This is a genomic window from Enterobacter sp. SM3, assembly GCF_009811935.2.
GTDB lineage: Bacteria > Pseudomonadota > Gammaproteobacteria > Enterobacterales > Enterobacteriaceae > Enterobacter > Enterobacter asburiae_D.
On the sequence record NZ_CP099971.1, the window covers coordinates 3,537,479 to 3,557,287 of the forward strand.

General features: G+C 57.6%; 12 protein-coding genes. 2 read left to right on the top strand and 10 right to left on the bottom strand.

Annotation, left to right across the window (positions count from 1 at the left end):
- Nucleotides 1-92: 92 nt before the first annotated feature.
- From der to GVO84_RS16570, 10 genes are all read right to left on the bottom strand, one after another.
- Nucleotides 93-1,565 (bottom strand): ribosome biogenesis GTPase Der, encoded by a 1,473-nt coding sequence (gene der / locus GVO84_RS16525; protein WP_023308811.1) that lies wholly within the window; start codon nt 1,563-1,565, stop codon nt 93-95.
- A gap of 112 nt (nt 1,566-1,677) precedes the next feature.
- Nucleotides 1,678-2,856, bottom strand: coding sequence for an outer membrane protein assembly factor BamB (bamB, locus tag GVO84_RS16530; RefSeq protein ID WP_032659420.1), 1,179 nt, complete (start codon nt 2,854-2,856; stop codon nt 1,678-1,680).
- A gap of 10 nt (nt 2,857-2,866) precedes the next feature.
- Nucleotides 2,867-3,487: a YfgM family protein gene (locus tag GVO84_RS16535; RefSeq protein ID WP_121425149.1), complete on the bottom strand. Its 621-nt coding sequence runs from the start codon at nt 3,485-3,487 to the stop codon at nt 2,867-2,869.
- A gap of 13 nt (nt 3,488-3,500) precedes the next feature.
- On the bottom strand, nt 3,501-4,775 hold the full coding sequence (gene hisS / locus GVO84_RS16540) for a histidine--tRNA ligase (protein ID WP_032622984.1): 1,275 nt from the start codon (nt 4,773-4,775) through the stop codon (nt 3,501-3,503).
- An 80-nt stretch (nt 4,776-4,855) separates the two neighbouring features.
- Nucleotides 4,856-5,974, bottom strand: coding sequence for a flavodoxin-dependent (E)-4-hydroxy-3-methylbut-2-enyl-diphosphate synthase (ispG, locus tag GVO84_RS16545; RefSeq protein WP_023308814.1), 1,119 nt, complete (start codon nt 5,972-5,974; stop codon nt 4,856-4,858).
- A 26-nt stretch (nt 5,975-6,000) separates the two neighbouring features.
- Nucleotides 6,001-7,014: a cytoskeleton protein RodZ gene (rodZ, locus tag GVO84_RS16550; protein ID WP_159514689.1), complete on the bottom strand. Its 1,014-nt coding sequence runs from the start codon at nt 7,012-7,014 to the stop codon at nt 6,001-6,003.
- A gap of 293 nt (nt 7,015-7,307) precedes the next feature.
- Nucleotides 7,308-8,474, bottom strand: coding sequence for a bifunctional tRNA (adenosine(37)-C2)-methyltransferase TrmG/ribosomal RNA large subunit methyltransferase RlmN (locus GVO84_RS16555; protein WP_014171168.1), 1,167 nt, complete (start codon nt 8,472-8,474; stop codon nt 7,308-7,310).
- Between the two features lie 169 nt (nt 8,475-8,643).
- Complete coding sequence (gene ndk, locus GVO84_RS16560) at nt 8,644-9,075, bottom strand: nucleoside-diphosphate kinase (protein ID WP_003860625.1); 432 nt, start codon at nt 9,073-9,075, stop codon at nt 8,644-8,646.
- 156 nt (nt 9,076-9,231) lie between these two features.
- Nucleotides 9,232-11,556, bottom strand: a complete 2,325-nt coding sequence (gene pbpC / locus GVO84_RS16565; protein ID WP_159514690.1) for a peptidoglycan glycosyltransferase PbpC — start codon at nt 11,554-11,556, stop codon at nt 9,232-9,234.
- A gap of 1 nt (nt 11,557) precedes the next feature.
- Entirely contained in the window at nt 11,558-16,510 is a 4,953-nt protein-coding gene (locus GVO84_RS16570) for an alpha-2-macroglobulin family protein (RefSeq protein WP_159514691.1), read from the bottom strand.
- Nucleotides 16,511-16,796: 286 nt separating this feature from the next.
- Between GVO84_RS16570 and GVO84_RS16575 the strand changes: the two genes are divergently transcribed.
- Nucleotides 16,797-18,341: a PTS transporter subunit EIIC gene (locus GVO84_RS16575; protein WP_159514692.1), complete on the top strand. Its 1,545-nt coding sequence runs from the start codon at nt 16,797-16,799 to the stop codon at nt 18,339-18,341.
- 12 nt (nt 18,342-18,353) lie between these two features.
- Complete coding sequence (locus GVO84_RS16580) at nt 18,354-19,721, top strand: 6-phospho-alpha-glucosidase (RefSeq protein WP_042718127.1); 1,368 nt, start codon at nt 18,354-18,356, stop codon at nt 19,719-19,721.
- Nucleotides 19,722-19,809: the final 88 nt, after the last annotated feature.

Below are 19,809 nucleotides of genomic sequence, written 5' to 3' on the forward strand. Positions count from 1 at the left end.
ATAGTGATTGACTTCACACAGAGAAAACCGGCGATATGACCAGGCAAAAAAAAGCCCGCGATATACGCGGGCCTTTTTGAAGCAGGCAAAGCTTATTTGCTTTTCTTAATGTGCTTAATCAAGCGCTTACGCTTACGCATCTGGTTTGGCGTCAGGGTGTTGCGCTTGTTGGCAAACGGGTTTTCCCCTTCCTTAAACTGGATACGGATAGGCGTGCCCATTACGTCCAGCGATTTACGGAAGTAGTTCATCAGATAGCGCTTGTAGGAATCCGGCAGGTCTTTCACCTGGTTGCCGTGAATTACTACGATTGGCGGGTTATAACCACCGGCGTGGGCATATTTCAGCTTCACGCGACGGCCGCGCACCAGCGGCGGCTGATGGTCTTCTGCAGCCATGTTCATAATGCGCGTCAGCATCGCGGTGCTCTGACGACGGGTGGAGCTGTCATACGCTTCACGCACGGATTCGAACAGGTTACCCACGCCGCTGCCGTGCAGCGCAGAGATAAAGTGCACGCGGGCGAAGTCGATAAAGCCCAGACGGAAGTCGAGGGTCTCTTTCACCTGCTCGCGCACTTCATTGCTCAGGCCATCCCACTTGTTGACCACGATAACCAGTGAGCGCCCACTATTGAGGATAAAGCCGAGCAGAGAGAGGTCCTGATCGGAGATACCTTCACGCGCGTCGATGACCAGCAGCACAACGTTGGCATCTTCGATCGCCTGCAGGGTTTTGATAACGGAGAATTTTTCCACCACATCGGTGATTTTTCCGCGCTTACGCACCCCGGCGGTGTCGATGAGGACATACTCACGCTCGTCGCGCTGCATAGGAATGTAGATACTGTCACGGGTAGTGCCCGGCATGTCGTAAACGACCACGCGCTCTTCACCCAGAATACGGTTAGTAAGCGTAGACTTACCTACGTTTGGACGACCTACGATAGCCAGCTTGATCGGCAGATCCTGCGGGTTGAAGTCGTCTTCAGGCTCTTCTTCGCCCTCTTCTCCGTCTTCGAACTGCGCCCAGTATTCAGCGTCTTCGTCGACTTCTTCCGGCGGGTTTACTTCATCAACCCACGGCAGCAGAACGGTTTCCAGCAGGCTGGTCACGCCACGGCCATGCGATGCCGCAATCGGGTAGATTTCACCCAGGCCCAGAGACCAGAAATCCGCGACGGCCTGATCGGCATCGATGCCGTCAGTTTTGTTCGCCACCAGGAAGGTCGGCTTTTCGCGTGAACGCAGGTGTTTGGCAATAGCGGAGTCCGCCGGCATCAGGCCAGCACGCGCATCCACCATAAACAGCACCACATCCGCTTCTTCAATCGCCAGCAGCGACTGTTCCGCCATGCGGGTTTCAACGCCGTCTTCTGTGCCGTCGATACCGCCGGTATCGATACAGATGAACTCGCGTCCTTCCACCTCTGCACGACCGTACTTACGGTCACGCGTCAGCCCCGGGAAATCCGCAACCAGCGCATCACGGGTGCGTGTTAAACGGTTAAAAAGAGTGGATTTTCCAACGTTAGGGCGCCCGACAAGCGCGACCACAGGTACCATGTTTGAAGCCTCATAAAATTCAAAATAACGTCGCTTTCGCGGCGTTTTTAAAAATGTCAAAACGGCTCCTGAGTGAACAGGAGCCGTTTAGTATACTACAACCGACGGGTAATTAACGCGTGATCGCGTACAGCGTGCCGTCTTTTGCCTGAATCAGCAGTTTGCCGTCGGCCACAACCGGATCGGTCAGGAAACCAGAGCTGTCGACTTTCTGCTGTGCAACAAAGCGGCCGTTATCCGGATCGATCCAGTGCATATACCCTTCGCTGTCACCGACTACCAGGCTACCGTTGTACAGCGCAGGCGCGGTCAGCAGACGGTGCAGCAGATCGCTTTGCGTCCACAGCGTCACGCCGCCTTCGGTGCTCAGCGCCAGCAGACGGTCGTTCTGATCGACCATATAGATGCGGTTACCCTCAACGATGAAATCGTTCACAGAGCCCAGCTCACGTTTCCACATGATCTGGCCGCTGCGCAGATCCATCGCGGTCAGGTTGCCGTTATAGGCCAGCGCGTAAACCACACCGTTAACGATGACCGGCGTTGTGTCAACGTCGCTCAGACGATCAATTTCCGTTGAACCAGTGGCCTGAGAGATACGCTGCTGCCAGATCATCTGGCCCTGCTGCATCAGCACTGCGCTCACGCGACCGTTGTCACCGCCCACAATGGCAGCACCAAATGCGGTAGCCGGGGCAGATTCGCCGCGCAGAGAGAGCGCAGGCATATCCAGGTTAACGGTCCATTTCACCAGACCGTCCGCTTCGTTCAGCGCCTGCAGCTGGCCGTTGCTGGTATGAATCAGCACCAGGCCGTCGCTCACCACCGGACGAGACAGGGATTCACCCGCTACGGTTGTTTGCCAGGCAATGGAGCCGTCGCTGCTGTTCAGCGCATAAACCTGCGCTTTTTCGCTGCCCACGTAGACATGACCACCGGCAACGGTCAGACCGCCAGACAGGAGTGCAGGTTTACGGGAGAACCAGCCGTCTTTTTCCGCCAGGTTAACGGACCAGACTTCTTTCCCGTCATCGGCGTTCACCGCTTTCACGGTACCTTTGCGGTCAGCGGCATAGACAACGCTGTCTGCATACGCCGGATGAAGGTTGGAATAGAAATCACCAATCCCATTACCCACGGAGACATCCCACGCGGTGGATGGGGTAAACTGGTTTTCAACCGTCGGCAGTGGGGACATTTTCACAACGTCTTCTTCGCCACTGAACAGTGAACAACCACTCAATAACGTAACAGAAAGCAGTCCTGGCAGAAGTAATTTACGCAATTGCATCGGGTCCCTCTCAGACGGACAAATTATTTATTTTCATCTGCATCATTTCGCTCAGCGCAGGTGAAGCATTGCTCTCTACGCCAGCTTGCCACGCTTTACGCGCGCCCGCTTTGTCACCTTTGCTCAGCAGTGCTTCACCGCGCAGATCGGCAACGATGGCAGCAAAACCTTCGCCTTTGATGGTGTCGAGCGTTTTCAGCGCATCGTCAACTTTCTTCTGCTGAACCTGAATACGTGCCAGGCGCAGATTGATCACCGCTTTCAGGTTCTCATCGCTGGCCGCAGCAAGGCTCTGAGAGAGCTGAGCAGCGGCTTTATCCAGTTCGTTCTTATCAACGTACTGCTGAGCCACTTCCAGCGCAGCCAGTGCACCGTAGGTGTTTTTGTTGTCAGCCGCAAATTTTTCTGCCGCAGCCAGCGTTTGCGGCTGATCGGCACGAATTGCGCTAACGGTAGTTTCATAGGACAGTGACGCGCCGCGCGCGGAATCCGCCTGATGATTGTTCCAGTAACGCCAGCCCACCAGCGCACCGACACCTAAAATAACCCCAACAACCAGCGCTTTGCCGTTTTCAACAAAGAAGCGTTTAATCGCGTCGACCTGATCGTGTTCGTTCTCGTAAATTTCCACGCAGTCCTTCTCCTTAGCCCAATAGAGTGCGCAAGTGCGCCGCAACGCCGTCCTGCGTTACCGTTGTCTGCTCACCAGAGCGCAGGTCCTTCACCACCACTTCGCCGTTAGCCACTTCGGACTCGCCCAGCACCAGTGCAATACTTGCGCCCCACTTATCGGCACGAGCAAACTGTTTTTTGAAGTTGCCGCCGCCATGGTTGGTCATCAGCTTAACGCCCGGCAGCGCATCGCGCACGCGTTCGGCAAGCTGCATCGCCGCAGACTGCGTTTCCGCGCCTGAGGCCACCAGGTATATATCGACAACGGAATCTGCTTTAAATTCCGGATTAACTGCCTGAACCAGCAAAACAAGTCGCTCAAGGCCCATCGCGAAGCCAACAGCAGGCGCAGCGCGACCGCCAAGCTGCTCAACCAGACCGTCATAACGGCCGCCCGCGCACACGGTGCCCTGAGAGCCGAGGCTGGTGGTCACCCACTCAAACACGGTACGGTTGTAGTAGTCCAGACCGCGCACCAGGCGCTGGTTCACGGTATAGGCGATACCTGCCGCTTCAAGCAGCTTGCAGAGGCCCGCGAAGTGTTCGCGAGATTCTTCATCCAGGTAGTCACCCAGCGCAGGCGCATCGTTCAGCAGTGCCTGAACGTCCGCGTTTTTGGAATCCAGAACGCGCAGCGGGTTGCTGTACATACGACGTTTGCAGTCTTCGTCCAGCTTCTCTTTATGCTGTTCCAGGAACGCTACCAGCGCATCGCGGTAGTTAGCGCGTGCTTCCAGAGAACCGATAGAGTTCAGCTCAAGGGAAACGTGATCGGCGATACCGAGGGCGCGCCACCAGCGGGCGGTCAGCATAATCAGCTCAGCGTCGATGTCCGGGCCCTGCAGGCCAAAGACTTCCACACCCAGCTGATTGAACTGGCGATAACGACCTTTCTGAGGACGTTCGTGGCGGAACATCGGGCCGATATACCACAGGCGCTGCTCCTGATTGTACAGAAGACCATGTTCGATGCCGGCGCGTACGCAGCCCGCCGTACCTTCCGGACGCAGGGTCAGGCTGTCGCCGTTGCGGTCCTCAAAGGTGTACATCTCTTTTTCAACCACGTCGGTGACTTCACCAATCGCGCGTTTGAATAACGGGGTCTGCTCTACAATCGGCAAACGGATTTCGCTGTAACCGTAGCTGCCGAGCACCTGCTTCAGCGTGCCTTCAATGCGCTGCCAGATGGCGGTTTCGCCAGGCAGATAATCGTTCATGCCGCGGATGGCTTGAATGTTTTTTGCCACGTTTATTCTCTTTCTATATACAAAAAAAACCCAAAGAATGGGTTCAATCATACATGGGAAGCGGCACGCTTCCCATCACGTTATTTTTCAACCTGCTGAACGCTGATACGCTGTGTTTCGTCCATCATGGCGGCTTTGGCGCGGATGCGGGCTTCAAGCTGGTCGATCATGTCGCTATTATCCAGACGATCTTTACGAACGCCATCTTCATAGAGACCACTTTTCTTGTTACCGCCGGTTACGCCCAGGGTTGACACCAGTGCTTCACCCGGACCGTTTACCACGCAGCCGATGATGGAGACGTCCATCGGGGTGATAATGTCTTCCAGACGTTGCTCCAGGGCATTCACCGTCCCGATCACATCAAACTCCTGACGTGAGCAGGTTGGGCAGGCAATGAAGTTGATCCCACGCGCGCGAATACGCAGTGATTTCAGAATATCGAAACCGACCTTGATCTCTTCGACCGGATCGGCCGCCAGCGAGACGCGCAGGGTGTCACCGATCCCTTCAGAGAGCAGCAGCCCCAGACCGATCGCAGATTTTACAGAGCCGCTGCGCAGGCCGCCCGCTTCGGTGATCCCGAGGTGCAGAGGCTGGTCGATCTGCTTTGCCAGCAGACGGTAAGACTCCACCGCCAGGAACACGTCGGAGGCTTTTACGCTGACTTTAAACTGATCGAAGTTAAGACGATCGAGATGATCGACGTGGCGCATCGCGGATTCGAGCAGCGCCTGCGGCGTCGGCTCACCGTATTTTTCCTGCAGATCTTTTTCCAGAGAACCGGCGTTAACGCCGATACGGATAGGAATATTTTTATCGCGGGCGCAGTCCACTACCATGCGGATACGCTCTTCGTTACCGATGTTGCCCGGGTTAATACGCAGGCAATCGACGCCGTACTCGGCCACTTTCAGTGCGATGCGGTAGTCGAAGTGGATATCAGCCACCAGCGGAACGCTGACCTGCTGTTTGATCAGCTTGAACGCCTCAGCGGCATCCATGGTCGGGACGGAGACGCGAACAATGTCCGCGCCTACACGCTCTAATGCTTTGATTTGATTGACCGTTGCTTCCACATCGGTGGTGCGCGTGTTGGTCATCGACTGAACGGCGATAGGTGCCCCATCGCCGATTGGCACATTCCCAACGTAAATCCGTTTCGATTTTCTACGTTGAATCGGAGCCTGGTTATGCATGAAAAATCTCCCGCGTTGCCCGTCTGTTACTGTGCTGCTGATTGTTCGGCATTAACGGTAAGACGCGCAACCTGGTTAGTTCTGATAAAGCGGCTCAGGTCGACAGGTTTTCCTTGATACTGGATCTGTACCGCTGCCGGAGCGCCGATTTTAAGTTTATAGGGGGCCTGGCCGGTTAGGTTTAACGTGCCATCTTTACGCTGCAGGCCGCTGAACAGTTTTTTACCTGTCGCGTCAGTCACTTCCAGCCAGCAGTCGGCGCTGAAGTTCATCACCAGCGCGTTGGGATCGGCTGCTGTCGCCGTACCCGCCGGGCTGGTTGGCAGAGTCGCTGCGCTATTGTCTGCAGGCTGAGTAGCCGCAGGCGCGTTCGCCGCAGTATCAACATTCGCCTGAGAAGGGGCAACAACCGCGTTTGGATCCTGAGCCTGCGGCGCAGCGGTGTTAGCCGTTGCTGCCGGGGCCTGTGCTGCACCGGTCGCCGACGCGTCTGGCGCTGCGGTCTGTGGCTCGCTGGAGGAAGCTGCACCGTCGGTATTCAGCGGCACGTTCTGGCCATTCTCACTTCCGGCCTGGTTGAGTTCGGCGGAGGATTGATCGGCCATGGTGGTGATCTCTTCCTGCTGCGCCTTGTGGTTTTGCCACCACCATGCACCGGTCAGGCCGATCACGACAAACAGCACCAGCCAGGTAAAGCTCATCAGCCAGCCATCACGTTTTTTACGACGTTTCCCCAGGGAGAAGGTCTGCATCGGCGCAACTTTTGCTGCACGGACCGGGGCCTGCTTCTCCATCATTGGCAGTAATTCGTTTTCGGGGATATGCACCAGTTTTGCGTAAGAGCGGATATAACCGCGCAGGAACGTTGAAGCCAGATCGGCGGGTGCCTTATCTTCTTCAATATCGCGAACCGTGGAAACCTTCAGGCACAAGCGTTCCGCAACGGCTTGCTGGCTGAGTCCGAGTTGTTCACGGGCGTTGCGAAGACGAACGCCAGTGGAGAGTGCTTCATGTTGGTCGTGAGTGGCTTCAGTATTCATTCGCTACAACTACTGGTACGTGAAAAATAAGGGTTCAGGTGCCGGCGAGTCACAATGCCACCCGCACCGCGAAACTTCTGGTCAGTTAACCTTGAACAGAGAGTATAAGACTGTCAGCCCGGAGATGACAGTACAGCCCTGCCCGTACGGCTAAACTGTTGTTACGTCGTTACATACTGCCCGAAAGTCGAATGAAACGCACCGTAATTATTGATCAGTCATCACGAATCTGACTGATTATTCAGTAAGGTTATGCTTCACGGCGCAGATAATGCGCCGCGAGTGCATAATAATCAAACAGCTTTAACTGCGATCGTCTCGCCCTGCATGCGTTTACGCAGGGTACGTTTGGTACGGTCAATGACATCACCTGCCAGCTGTCCGCATGCTGCATCAATGTCATCACCACGGGTTTTACGCACGATGGTGGTGAAACCATATTCCATCAGCACCTTGGAGAAACGGTCGATACGGCTGTTCGAGCTACGGCCATACGGCGCGCCCGGGAACGGGTTCCATGGGATGAGGTTGATTTTGCATGGCGTATCTTTCAGCAGTTCAGCCAGCTGATGCGCATGTTCAGTACCGTCGTTGACGTGGTCAAGCATCACGTACTCGATGGTCACGCGGCCCTGGTTGGCGTTGGATTTCTCCAGATAGCGACGCACCGCAGCGAGGAAGGTTTCGATATTGTACTTTTTGTTGATCGGCACAATTTCGTCACGAATTTCGTCGTTTGGTGCATGCAGGGAGATCGCCAGCGCAACGTCAATCATGTCGCCAAGCTTGTCCAGCGCAGGCACGACGCCTGAGGTAGACAGCGTAACGCGACGCTTGGACAGGCCAAAACCGAAGTCATCCAGCATGATTTCCATCGCCGGAACGACGTTGGTCAGGTTCAGCAGCGGCTCACCCATCCCCATCATCACCACGTTGGTGATAGGACGCGTACCGGTCACTTTTGCCGCGCCAACGATTTTCGCGGCACGCCAGACCTGGCCGATAATTTCTGACACGCGCAGGTTACGGTTAAAGCCTTGCTGCGCGGTTGAGCAGAATTTGCACTCCAGCGCACAGCCTACCTGAGAGGAGACGCACAGCGTGGCGCGGTCTTCTTCCGGGATGTAGACGGTTTCAACACGCTGATCGCCGACCGCAATCGCCCATTTGATGGTGCCATCCGCAGAGCGCTGCTCTTCCACCACTTCTGGTGCGCGGATTTCAGCCACTTCTTTGAGCTTGTTGCGCAGGACCTTGTTGATGTCGGTCATGTCATCAAAGTTGTCGCTGCAGTAATGGTACATCCACTTCATGACCTGATCGGCACGAAACGGCTTTTCGCCCATCTCTTTAAAGAACTCGCGCATCTGCTGACGGTTCAGATCCAGCAGGTTGATTTTTCCATTTTTATTGGGAACCGCAGGAATGGCGACTTCGGAGGTATTCACTAGTTCAGACATAATATTTTCCGGCCTCGTTGTTACACGTTATGGCCCATGGAGGGTTGAATAGAAACGCCCCGGAAAGCAGTCTGCTCGTCCGGGGCGTTGCATTGTACAAAGTCTGGCGCAGGGATGCCACGTCTGGACGCGGCATTTACGAAAATAATGTGTAAACGAAACCGTTAAATTAACGGGTACGTGGACACACTTCGCCTTCTGCGAAGAAGAAAGCGATTTCGCGTGCAGCAGATTCAACAGAGTCAGAACCGTGGGTGCCGTTCTCGGTGAAGCTGTCTGCATAGTCAGCGCGCAGAGTACCTGCCAGCGCGTTGTCCGGGTTGGTTGCGCCCAGCAGATCGCGGTGACGCTGTACTGCGTTTTCGCCTTCCAGCACGGATACCACGATTGGACCGGAGGTCATGAACTCAACCAGGCCGTCAAAGAATGGGCGACCTTCATGCTCAGCGTAGAAGCCGCGAGCCTGCTCAACGGTCAGGTGCAGCATTTTGGTGCCAACAATTTTGAACCCTGCAGATTCAAAGCGAGCGAAGATACTGCCAATAACGTTTTTTGCCACCGCGTTTGGTTTGATGATGGAAAAAGTACGTTCAATAGCCATGATAACCTCTGTCAATGTTCTGTTGTTTTGCATACCTGAGTATGGTGTGGCGCGGATTATAATGAGCAATAGCGCCATTGCCTATGGATTCAGGTAACATTTTTTTAAAATAAGACGAGTTTTAGCAACAGCTCACATCTGAAAGCTGTTTTCAGATCACTGCAGCGTAAAATTCACCGTCGCGACCTGCCCGGTCTCATCCATAACGAGTAACTGATAATCGCCCGACTTATCAAGCTGTAATGTGTAAACTCTTCCTTTCACACTCAGCGGTTCACCGTTCAAAAACCACCAGCGCTCACCGCTGTTGCCTGTCGCCTGAAGCGGCAGCGAAACGCGGGATTCACCCGGGAGACGTTTGATAACGGCCCCTTCGCGCACGCCTGTCAGGATGAGTGGCGCAGGTGCGTCCTGCGACAGCGGAGGACAGGTTGTTGATGAAGGCGGGACCCGTACCGCGCGACGCTCGGTCGCAGGCAGCCACGGCTCCAGCGGCAGCGGCCAGACATCCAGAACTTTTTCCGTTGCATCAGGGCAATCAGCCGCCACACGCTTACCCGTTTTATCCACCCAGACCGGGAAGCGAATGCCGCGTATGCCTTCCTGTTCGGGCAAGAGCAGCGTGGGCGGTTCACTCCCTTCCAGCAGCCAGGTCGACAGGCGACGCCGACAGTTTTCACTCCCTTCCGGCAGAGACTGGCCGCCCGGCCAGCAGATCACGCCCCGCCCGACGCTCTCCGGACGCGGGTCGCGCGGCAGGCGGGCTTCGTCTACCGTTGAGCGTGACTGAAGCAGGTTATTCACCTGGTTTAATAGCGGAACCGCGCTGGCGAAGCCAAACTGCCCCGCCACCGGCGTGCCGTCCGGTCGTCCGGTCCAGATGCCAATCACGTAACGGGCATTCAGACCGATGGCCCAGGCATCGCGGTAGCCGTAGCTGGTGCCGGTTTTCCACGCCAGAGGCGCGATTTGCGGCAGCGCATTATCCGGGAGCGGCTGCGCCTCGTTCGCCAGAATACGGCGAATAATCCACGCCGAGCCTGACGATAACAGCGGACGTTCAGTCAGCGGATCGCCCGGCTGTAACCGCAGCCTCCCCGCCTTACCGTGTCGGGCAAAGGCGCTGTAGGCCGCGGCGATATCGGCCAGCCGCGCGCCTGCCCCGCCGAGGATCAGAGAAAGATTCGGCTGCGCCCCCGCGGGCAGGATCAGCGGCAAGCCCGCGTTACTCAGCATCCCGGCAAACCGTTTAGGCCCGTAGGCTTCCAGTACCTGTACCGCGGGCAGGTTGAGGGAGCGCACCAGGGCTTCACTCATGCTGACCGGTCCGTGGAACCCGCTGTCAAAATTCCCCGGGCGATAATCACCGGTTTTTCTGGGAACGTCCTGGAGCAGCGAGGCGGGATGGATCAGGCCATCGTCCAGCGCCATACCGTAGATAAAGGGCTTTAACACCGATCCCGGGGATCGGATCGCGTTGACCATGTCCACATGGCTGAAACGACTGTCATCGTTAATATCCACCGATCCGACCCAGCCGCGCACTTTCATATCGGTGTGATCCACGACGATCATCGCCAGCGAACTGCGTGCAGGAAGTCGGGACTTCCAGTTCATCGCCAGCTCTTCCAGCTGCCGCTGTAGCCCGGCATCCAGCGTGGTGACTATTTTAGTGTCGCGACTTTTGCCGAGCATCATGCGCGCAAAGAGCGGTGCCAGCTGCGGCATCTGTCGGGGCGCCAGCCATACCGATTCTTCCCGCGATTCTTTGACCTGCTTCGCGGACCAGACGCCCTGCGTGACCATGCGGTCGAGCACTTTATTGCGCGCCGCTTCGGCCCGTTCAGGCCAGCGGTCCGGACGTAAGCGGCTGGGTGCCTGCGGCAGTACCGCCAACAGCGCCGCTTCGGAATAGCTGAGCTGCGACGGCGGTTTGCCGAGATAGGTCCAGCTTGCAGCTCCGACGCCCTGCAGCGTGCCGCCAAAGGGGGCACGGTTGAGATAGAGCGTCAGGATGTCGCGTTTAGAGAGGTGCCACTCCAGCTGCATCGCCCGCCAGAGCTGACGAACTTTGCCGCCAAAGGTGCGCGGATGCGGGTCCAGCAGGCGTGCCACCTGCATGGTGAGCGTACTACCGCCAGAGACGACTTTGCCAGAGCTGAGATCCTGCCAGGCGGCGCGCAGAACAGAGAGCGGGTTTACGCCAGGATGGTCCCAGAACCAGCGATCTTCGTACTGGATCAGCGCCTCAAGATAGCGGGGAGAGACCTCTTCAATGGTAACCGGGTAGCGCCAGATACCGTCGCTGTCCGCAAAGCGCCACAGCGGCGTGCCCTTCTCGTCCACCACCACCCGGGCGGGGTTAACCTCTCTCAGAGGCAACGGCCACAGGCGGTCGGCGGCAACGATCAGCCCCCATAAAATGAGAAGCGCTCCCGCCAGCCATAGCCAGCGGGAGCGTGTCAGACGTGCCATTTGCATATTACGGAACAACAATCAGCGGGCCGCTGGCCGCACCCGTTGCCCGCCACTGCGGAACGTACATAGACTCCACCATCGGCACCGGCACCTGGTAGGTTCCCGGCGTCACGGCGCGGGCCAGATAAACCAGCGTGACCGGCTGACCTTCGTTTACCGGCACGGCAGCCACAAAGCGGTCGTCGCGGAACTCCATGTGCTGAATATCCGCCTGCTGCATCTGGCTGAGCAGGTTCTGTACCTCACTGCTGCTGTCCTGCAGACTGGCGCTGCTGCTGGCCAGATTCTGGTTTTCCAGCTCCAGACCCGCAGGGAGGAGATCCACCACCAGCGCATCCGGCACGTTCTGGCTGGCTTTAACGTCCAGCCACACCAGCACCAGTTCACCGCTCTTCAGGGAAGAGAGCGATTTACTGCTGCCGTCGGTTGCCAGAATATGACGTTCAACCTGCAGCACGTTCGAGCTCGGCTGAGGGGCATATTCCGGATAGCCGGTGCTGTCCAGGCGTAACCACAGCGGCGTCGTCCCGGTATTGGTGACCTGCAGCGCGCCAAGCTGGTCGCCGCTCACGTTTTGTACCTGTGACTTATCGCCGCCTGATGCGGTCTCAGACAGAGACGTTTTCGCCTGCCATGTACCGGACAAGGTTTGCAGCGAACGTCCTGCCAGGAACAGCGCATTGCTCTCCTGCGTTGACAGCCAGCGCTGGCTGAAGGCCTCTTCAGACAGGGCATTCAGCAGCGTATTTTGCGCATCCGGCAGCAGCTTGTACTCCTCAAGAAGAGAGAGCATCAGCGCGTTATCGCGAAGCGTGCTGCCGTAATCGGCCATCCAGGTTTTGCTGTCGTTGCGCGGGGTTTTGAGCGCCAGATCCAGCGCCTGCTGGCTGCGCGGCGCATCGCCCATCAGTTTGAGCGCCATGCCCAGCTGCATCAGCGGCAGCCCGGAAGCCGCCTGCCCGTGGCGATCCCAGATTTCACGCAGCGCGCCCAGCGGCGCTTTCTGCTGACGCGCCAGCACCAGCGCGGCATAGGCCTGCACGGCGAACTTGCTGGCCTGAGTATCGTCACTGTAGCGAATGGACATCATGCCCGGATCCTGCAGATAGCGCAGCAGACGGCTATTGGCGTTATTCACTGCATCGGCAGGTACGCTGTAACCCTGCTCGCCCGCGCGCACCAGGAAGTCGGTCACGTAGGCCGTCAGCCAGTACTCTTCCGGACCGTTTTTATCCCACAGCGCAAAACCACCGTCTTCACGCTGCATCTGCAGCAGACGGGAGATGCCAATATCAATCGCTGCGCGGCGTTTATCATCCGTGTCGCCCTTGATGCCAAGTGCAGCAAGCTGCGCCGCGTTGGTGTAGAGCGACGGGAACAGGCCACTGGTGGTCTGCTCCAGGCAGCCATAAGGATACGCCTGCAGCTCGCGAATATAGCGCGCCAGGTTGAGCGGTGGTTTACCGCTCAGCAGCAGCTGCCCCTGCAAGGTGGCAGGAGAGAAACCGTTGCTGTGCTGCGCCGGTGCGGTCCAGGACTCGCCGGGGTTCAGCATGGCACCGGTATTCACCGTCTGCGCCGGGAACGCCGGACGCACGCCGATTTTCCAGCTCTTCTGCTGCGGTGCGAAAGTTTCGCCCGGAAGCTGCAGACCGGTCACCTGCGCGGTCACCTCACCGTCACCATAACCTTCCAGCGCACGCACCGGAATAAACAGGGTGCTGCGCGCGCCAGGAGACAGTTGAACCGGCTGCGGCTGCCCGCCTTCCAGCGACAGTTTGCCTGTCGCGGTCAGGGCGACGTTCAGCGTTTGCGGCTTGTCGGTCAGGTTGGTGATATCCAGCGTCAGCCGCGAGGTATCTCCGCTTGCCAGGAAGCGCGGCGTATTAAGCTCGGTAATGACCGGCGCGGCCACCACAACCTTGCTTTCACTGCTGCCAAAATCGTCCTCTGTCCAGGCCTGCGCCATCAGACGCAGCTCGCCGTTGAAATCACCAATCGGCAGCGTAATCGTGCCTTCTCCGTTGGCATCCAGCGTCACCGGCTGTGCCTGCTGGGCAATAATGGTGACGTGGTTCACCGGCGGTTTGCCGCCGCGCTTTAGCTCATCGCCGTCACCACCAAAGCGCAGCGCGGCCAGGCGGCCCTGCCCTTCAATGACCTGGCCGTAGATATCGTAGATATCCGCACCGTAGCGCTTCTGGCCGAAGAAAGCCTGCCACGGATCGGGCGTAACGTAATCGGTGATGTTCAGCACGCCGCTGTCCACCGCCGAGACCAGGACGTTCACTTTCTGCGGCACGGCCCCCTCTTTCACGCTGGCTTTCACCTTCACCGAGAGCGTCTGGTTTGGACGCATCTTCTGCGGATTATCGAGCGCAATATTCAGGCGGCGATTTTCGTCGCCCATCGGCAGATGCAGCAGGCCGACCGCGCGCTTCGGCGTGGCTGATTTGGATTTATCCCCAGGACGTACTACCAGCGTGCTCAGGTAGAGATCGTGACGTTTCCAGGCCTTGTCGACCGGAATAGCGAGATCGAGCCCGTTTGCCGGTACGTCGATCTCTTTCCACCACAGCGGCCCTTCGCTGGACTCGATCATCGCATAGCCCTTACCTGCTGCCGGCGCCGCAATGTGCAGGTTGATGGTATCGCCAGGCTGATAGGCTGGCTTATCCAGCTTCAACGTCACGCGGTCTGGGCGCGCGGCCCCGGTGCCGTCGCTGTTATCCTGCCAGCTATAGCCCGCCCAGAAGCGCACGCTGCTGACCATCTCATCAGGCGCTTTAACCTCCAGACGATATGAGCCCCACTCCACCGGGAAGGTGACTTTACCCGTCTCGTCGGCCTTGAGGGTCAGCTCCTGCTCGCCTTCAATCAGGTCTTTCTGATCGAACTGAGACTGCCAGCCTTCGCTCTCAGACCAGTTCCAGAAGTAGTCGCGGCGCTCGCGGATCAGGCGAACCTGTAAACCGGACACCGCTTTTTTCGCACCGCTGGCATCGGCGTAAACGATATCGAAGCTGGCGTTGCCGTTCTCGTCAACAATCGGCTGGTTGACGGTGGTATCGGTGCGGTAGTCGTAAACGGCCTTGCTGGCGAACTGCGGGCGAATACCCGGCAGCTCAGCCGCTGGCCAGATGGCCTGCTCAGCGCGACGCGTCACCGGACGGCCGCCGGACTCCAGCAGGCTGGCCTGCAGGATCAGCTGCAGCGGAGAATGCACCTCTTTCCACTGGCTTTCGGTAGAAACCTGTCCACGCCCCTGCTCATCAAGCGTAAGCTGAACTTCATCCAGACTGCGGCTCAGGTTCTCCTCGGCGATATCGCCAAACTGGAAGCCCGGCAGCGCAGCCACCGCGTCACGCAGCGGACGCAGGAAAAGCTGGCCCTGCAGAGAATTACCGTTGGCCGGGGCGCCATACAGGTAATAGCCCACCACGTTAAAGTCCACGTTATCCTGCGGTGAAACCGGCGTTTTTTGTCCGCTCAGGTTGAGCGCCATACGCTCTGGCATGAAGTCTTCGACGTGGAAGTCCCACAGGCGCTGTAGGTTATCGCCCGTGTTGGCGCGGATATGCCACATACCGGTCTGCGCCCCGCTGTCCAGCGGATAGTTAAAGCGATAGAGCCCGTTCTCTGGCTTGACGACAATCGTACGCGCGACCTGTCCATCCGGGCGCAGCACGTCAAGCTTCACGGGCTGATCCGGAAGCGGCTTACCGTCACTGTCGCGCAGTAAGCCGTTGAGGATCACCGTTTCACCCGGACGATAGAGATCGCGTGGGCCAAACATAAAGAACTGCTTGCTGTAGCCGGGGCTACCGGCAATATCGAACTCCGCCAGATCCAGCGCCGGAAGCTTAAGATCAAGCAGCGTGGTCTGGCCGTCTTTGCTCGCCAGAATCAGCGCGGCTTCTTTGTCCGTTTCAAGCTTCGCATGACCGTCGGCGTCGCTATTTGCCTCGGCGAGAGTCTGGCCTTTGTCATTCAGCAGCGTCACGGTCACGCCGGACTGCGCGGCACCGTTTTCCAGGCTCTGGGTGAAGATGTCCAGGCGATTGTGATAACGGTGAGCGGACAGTCCAATATCGCTTAAGGTAAAGAGCGTCGCGGCGTTGCTGTAGTTGTAGTGCCCTGCCTGGTTCATGACCGCGATATAAACGCCAGACTGCTGGAGCGGTTTAATATCCTTCAGGGGCAACAGCAATTTTTCGCGCGTATTGCGCGCCGGATTAAGATCGAATCGACCGGTGTAAACCAGCTCCGCCATCTTCAGCAGGTTATCGGACTCCCAGTTGGTCAGCGAGTTACGGTACTCCCACTGGCTGACAAGGGAAGCCAGCGATTCAGGCTTCACGCGGTAAAAGTTGACATCAACATTGTTGACGTTGAGCGCCATCACCGGCAGACCTTCCACCACTTTGCCCGGCAGCAGCGAGCCGCGGCTGGCAAAACCAACGGTGGGTTCAATATCCCGGGTGGTCAGGGCCTTTTCATAATCAATGCCAAACGTCGCCTTGTTCAGCGCCTGCAGGTCACGTTCAACGGTGACGACCAGATTGCGGTTAGGCTCCAGATGGCGCAGGCGAAGCTCTTTCAGGTTAGGCGCAAGTTCCCACGCCCCGTCAACCTTGCCGCTTTTCTTATCCACGACGTGCACTGTTTTCGCGAAATCCTGTTCGGGATTCAGCGGAACAGAAAAGGTCAGCACCAGCGTGGCGGCACCGTCGAGCTGAACTTCTGAGGTATCCAGCAGCGTCAGCGCTTTTCCCTGACTTTGAGCGGCCAGCTTAGCCAGCGTTTCAGCATTGGGCTTTTCCGCGGCTTTCGGTGTTGATGCGGTGGATGCCGCGGGAGCCGCAGCCTGAGATTTGTCGTCGCTGTTATCACAGCCGACAAGCGTAAACGTGGTAAGCAGCGCAAGAGAGAGCGCGGCTAAGCGAAACGGTTTCATCCTTTGTCCCTGGCCCATGGAGCCTGTTGGTCGTCGTCCGGATAAGTATTATCCGCAAGTTTGATTAATTCAAAAAGTCCAATTTTAGAATCTGGAAAGCGCCTCGCAGAATGACATCACGCCGCTACGCCGTGATGGAACCGCGATCACAGCACATAACGTCACATGTTACCTTTCACGTCATTTGTTTTTAAAACAAGAAGATAGCTGGATAAGCACGCCTGAAGACTGCTAGTTTTATGACCATGACGCACCCCGAGTGCGCGGTTCAAAAAGAGAGAAAGCCATGAAACGAGCCGTGAACGCCCTACAAAATTTCGGAAAATCATTGTACGGACCGGTACTTATCTTACCGATCGTCGGTCTGTTTATCGCCTTTGGTAACGTGCTGGGTAACGGTAATCTCGCTGAATACCTGCCGTTTCTTGGCCATCCCCTGATTCAGCATACTGGTCAGCTTATCGCGAAATCTGCCGTATCGGTGCTGGTAAACCTGGCGCTGGTGTTTGCCGTCGGGATCCCGATTGGTCTGGCGACGCGTGATAAAGGCTATGCCGCGTTGATTGGTCTGGTGACCTTCGTGGTGTTTATCAACGCCATGAACGTCACGCTGCAGCTGCAGGGCGCGCTGGCGCCAGCTGCCCAGATGAAAGCGGCCGGACAAACCATGGTGCTGGGCGTGCAGGTGCTGGAGATGGGCGTTTTCGCCGGGATCCTCACCGGGGCGCTTTCCGGCTATCTGTACAACAAATACTCCGGCGTACAGTTTAACGGCGCGATGGCGATTTACTCCGGCCACTGTTTTGTCGCCATCGTCATGCTCCCCGTCTCCATGCTGCTCGGCGTGGTGATGAGTGAACTGTGGCCGTTTGCCCAGCACGGCATTAGCGCCCTGGCGCTGGCCATCAAAGGCTCCGGGCCGTTTGGCGTGGCAATCTACGGTTTCCTGGAACGCATTCTGGTCCCCACCGGCCTGCACCATCTGGTTTATACGCCGTTCCTTTATACCGAGCTGGGCGGCACGCAGGAGGTGTGCGGGGCAACCTATCAGGGCGCGCGCAATATCTACTTCGCCGAGATGGCCTGCCCGGACGTGAAGCAGCTCAGCAGCACTGTAGTGTGGGACGCGCGCGGCATCAGCAAGATGTTCGGCCTGCCTGCCGCCGCGCTGGCGATGTATATGACCGCAAAGCCGGAGCGTAAAGCCATTGCGAAAGCCATTCTGATCCCGGCGGCGCTGACCTCGCTGCTGGTCGGCGTGACCGAGCCGATTGAGTTCTCCTTCCTGTTCGTCGCCCCGTTGCTCTTCGTGGTGCACGCGGTGCTGACCGGCATCGGCATGATGCTGTTCTCGCTGCTGGGCGTTCACGCCATCGGCGCCAACGGGATTATCGACTTCATCCTCTACAACCTGCCGCTCGGCACGGAGAAGTCCAACTGGCCGATGTACATCGTGGTCGGGCTGATCATGTTTGCCCTCTACTTCGTGGTGTTCCGCTTCCTGATCCTGCGCTTCAACATGAAGACGCCAGGCCGTGAGGATGACGATAAGGAGACGCGCCTCTACAGCAAGCAGGAGTACCAGGCCAAAGGCAATAACGACGGGCTGGGCGAATCCATCGTGGTGGGGCTGGGCGGCCGGGAAAACATTGAAGTGGTGGATAACTGCTACACCCGCTTACGCGTCACGGTGAAGGACGTCGACATCATCGACGAGCCGCGCCTGAAGGCGACCGGCGCGAAAGGGATTATCAAACAAGGTAACAACGTTCAGGTGGTCTACGGGCTGCACGTCAAAAAAATGCGAGAAGCCGTTGAGACGTTTCTCTGAAAGGAGCTAAAGATGTTTACACCCCCATTCATTCTGTCGATTGCCGGCGGCGGTAGCACCTACACGCCGGGTATTGTGAAAAGCCTGATGGTGCGCCTGCAGGATTTTCCGCTGGCCGAAATCCGCCTTTATGACATCGACGAGGCGCGTCAGAACACCATTGCGCCCGTCGTCGAGAAGGTCATTCGCGACCACAGTCAGAGCATCAAATTTACCGTCACCAGTGACCCGGAAGTTGCCTTTAGCGGCGCGCATTTCGTCTTCGCCCAGATGCGCGTCGGCCAGTATAAAATGCGCGAGCAGGACGAGAAGATCCCGCTGCGTCACGGCGTGGTCGGCCAGGAGACCTGCGGACCCGGCGGGCTGGCCTACGGGCTGCGCACGATCCTGCCGATGGTGGAGCTTATCGATCTGGTCGATCGCTACGCGCACGAGAAAGCCTGGATCGTGAACTACTCCAACCCGGCGGCGATCGTCGCGGAGGGCGTGCGCCGCCTGCGGCCAAATGCGCGGGTGCTGAACATCTGCGATATGCCGGTGGCCGCGATGCGCAATATGGGCGCCATTCTGGGTGTCGATCGCCGCAAACTGGAGGTGGACTACTTCGGTCTGAACCACTTCGGCTGGTTTACCCGCGTGCTGGTGGACGGCGAAGACAAGCTGCCCGAGCTGCGTAAGCATATCGCGAAGTTTGGCCTGCTGACGGAAGATGCGGCCAAAACCGACCCGCAGCACTCGGATCCTTCGTGGGTAAAAACCTGGCGCAACATTAAGCCAATCATGGACAACTTCCCGGAGTATCTGCCGAACCCGTATCTGCAGTACTACCTGATGCCGAACCAGATTGTGGAGCATCAGAACCCGGACTATACCCGCGCCAATGAAGTGATGGACGGGCGCGAGAAAAAGCTGTTCGCCGCAGCCGAAGAATATAAGCGCACCGGGATCCTGCCGGACGCCTTCCACGTGGGCGTCCACGGCGAGTTTATCGTCGATGTCGCCTGCTCGCTGGCCTTTAACCTGCGGAGCCGCCACCTGGTGATGGTGGAGAACCGCGGGGCGATTACCAACCTGCCTTACGATGCCGTGGTGGAAGTGCCCGCGTATATCACCTCCGAAGGCCCGGAACCGATCCGCGTCGGTCAGGTGCCGCTGTTCCATCAGACCCTTTTGCAACAGCAGCTCGCCTCTGAACAGCTGCTGGTGGAAGCGACCATCGAGGGCAGCTATGAGAAAGCCCTGCAGGCGTTCACCCTCAACCGCACCGTACCAACCATGGAGCATGCAAAAGCGATTCTGGATGAGATGATCGAGGCCAACCGCGACTACTGGCCTGCGCTGCAAAAAGCCTGGCAGGACGGCGAAACGGTGAAAAAATAGGGGCTTGCTCGCGAGTTGAACGTGGTTTGCTTGTCGGTGTCAGAAAAAACACCGACAATCCTTTTTTACGGAAAAGAATGGAGGCAAC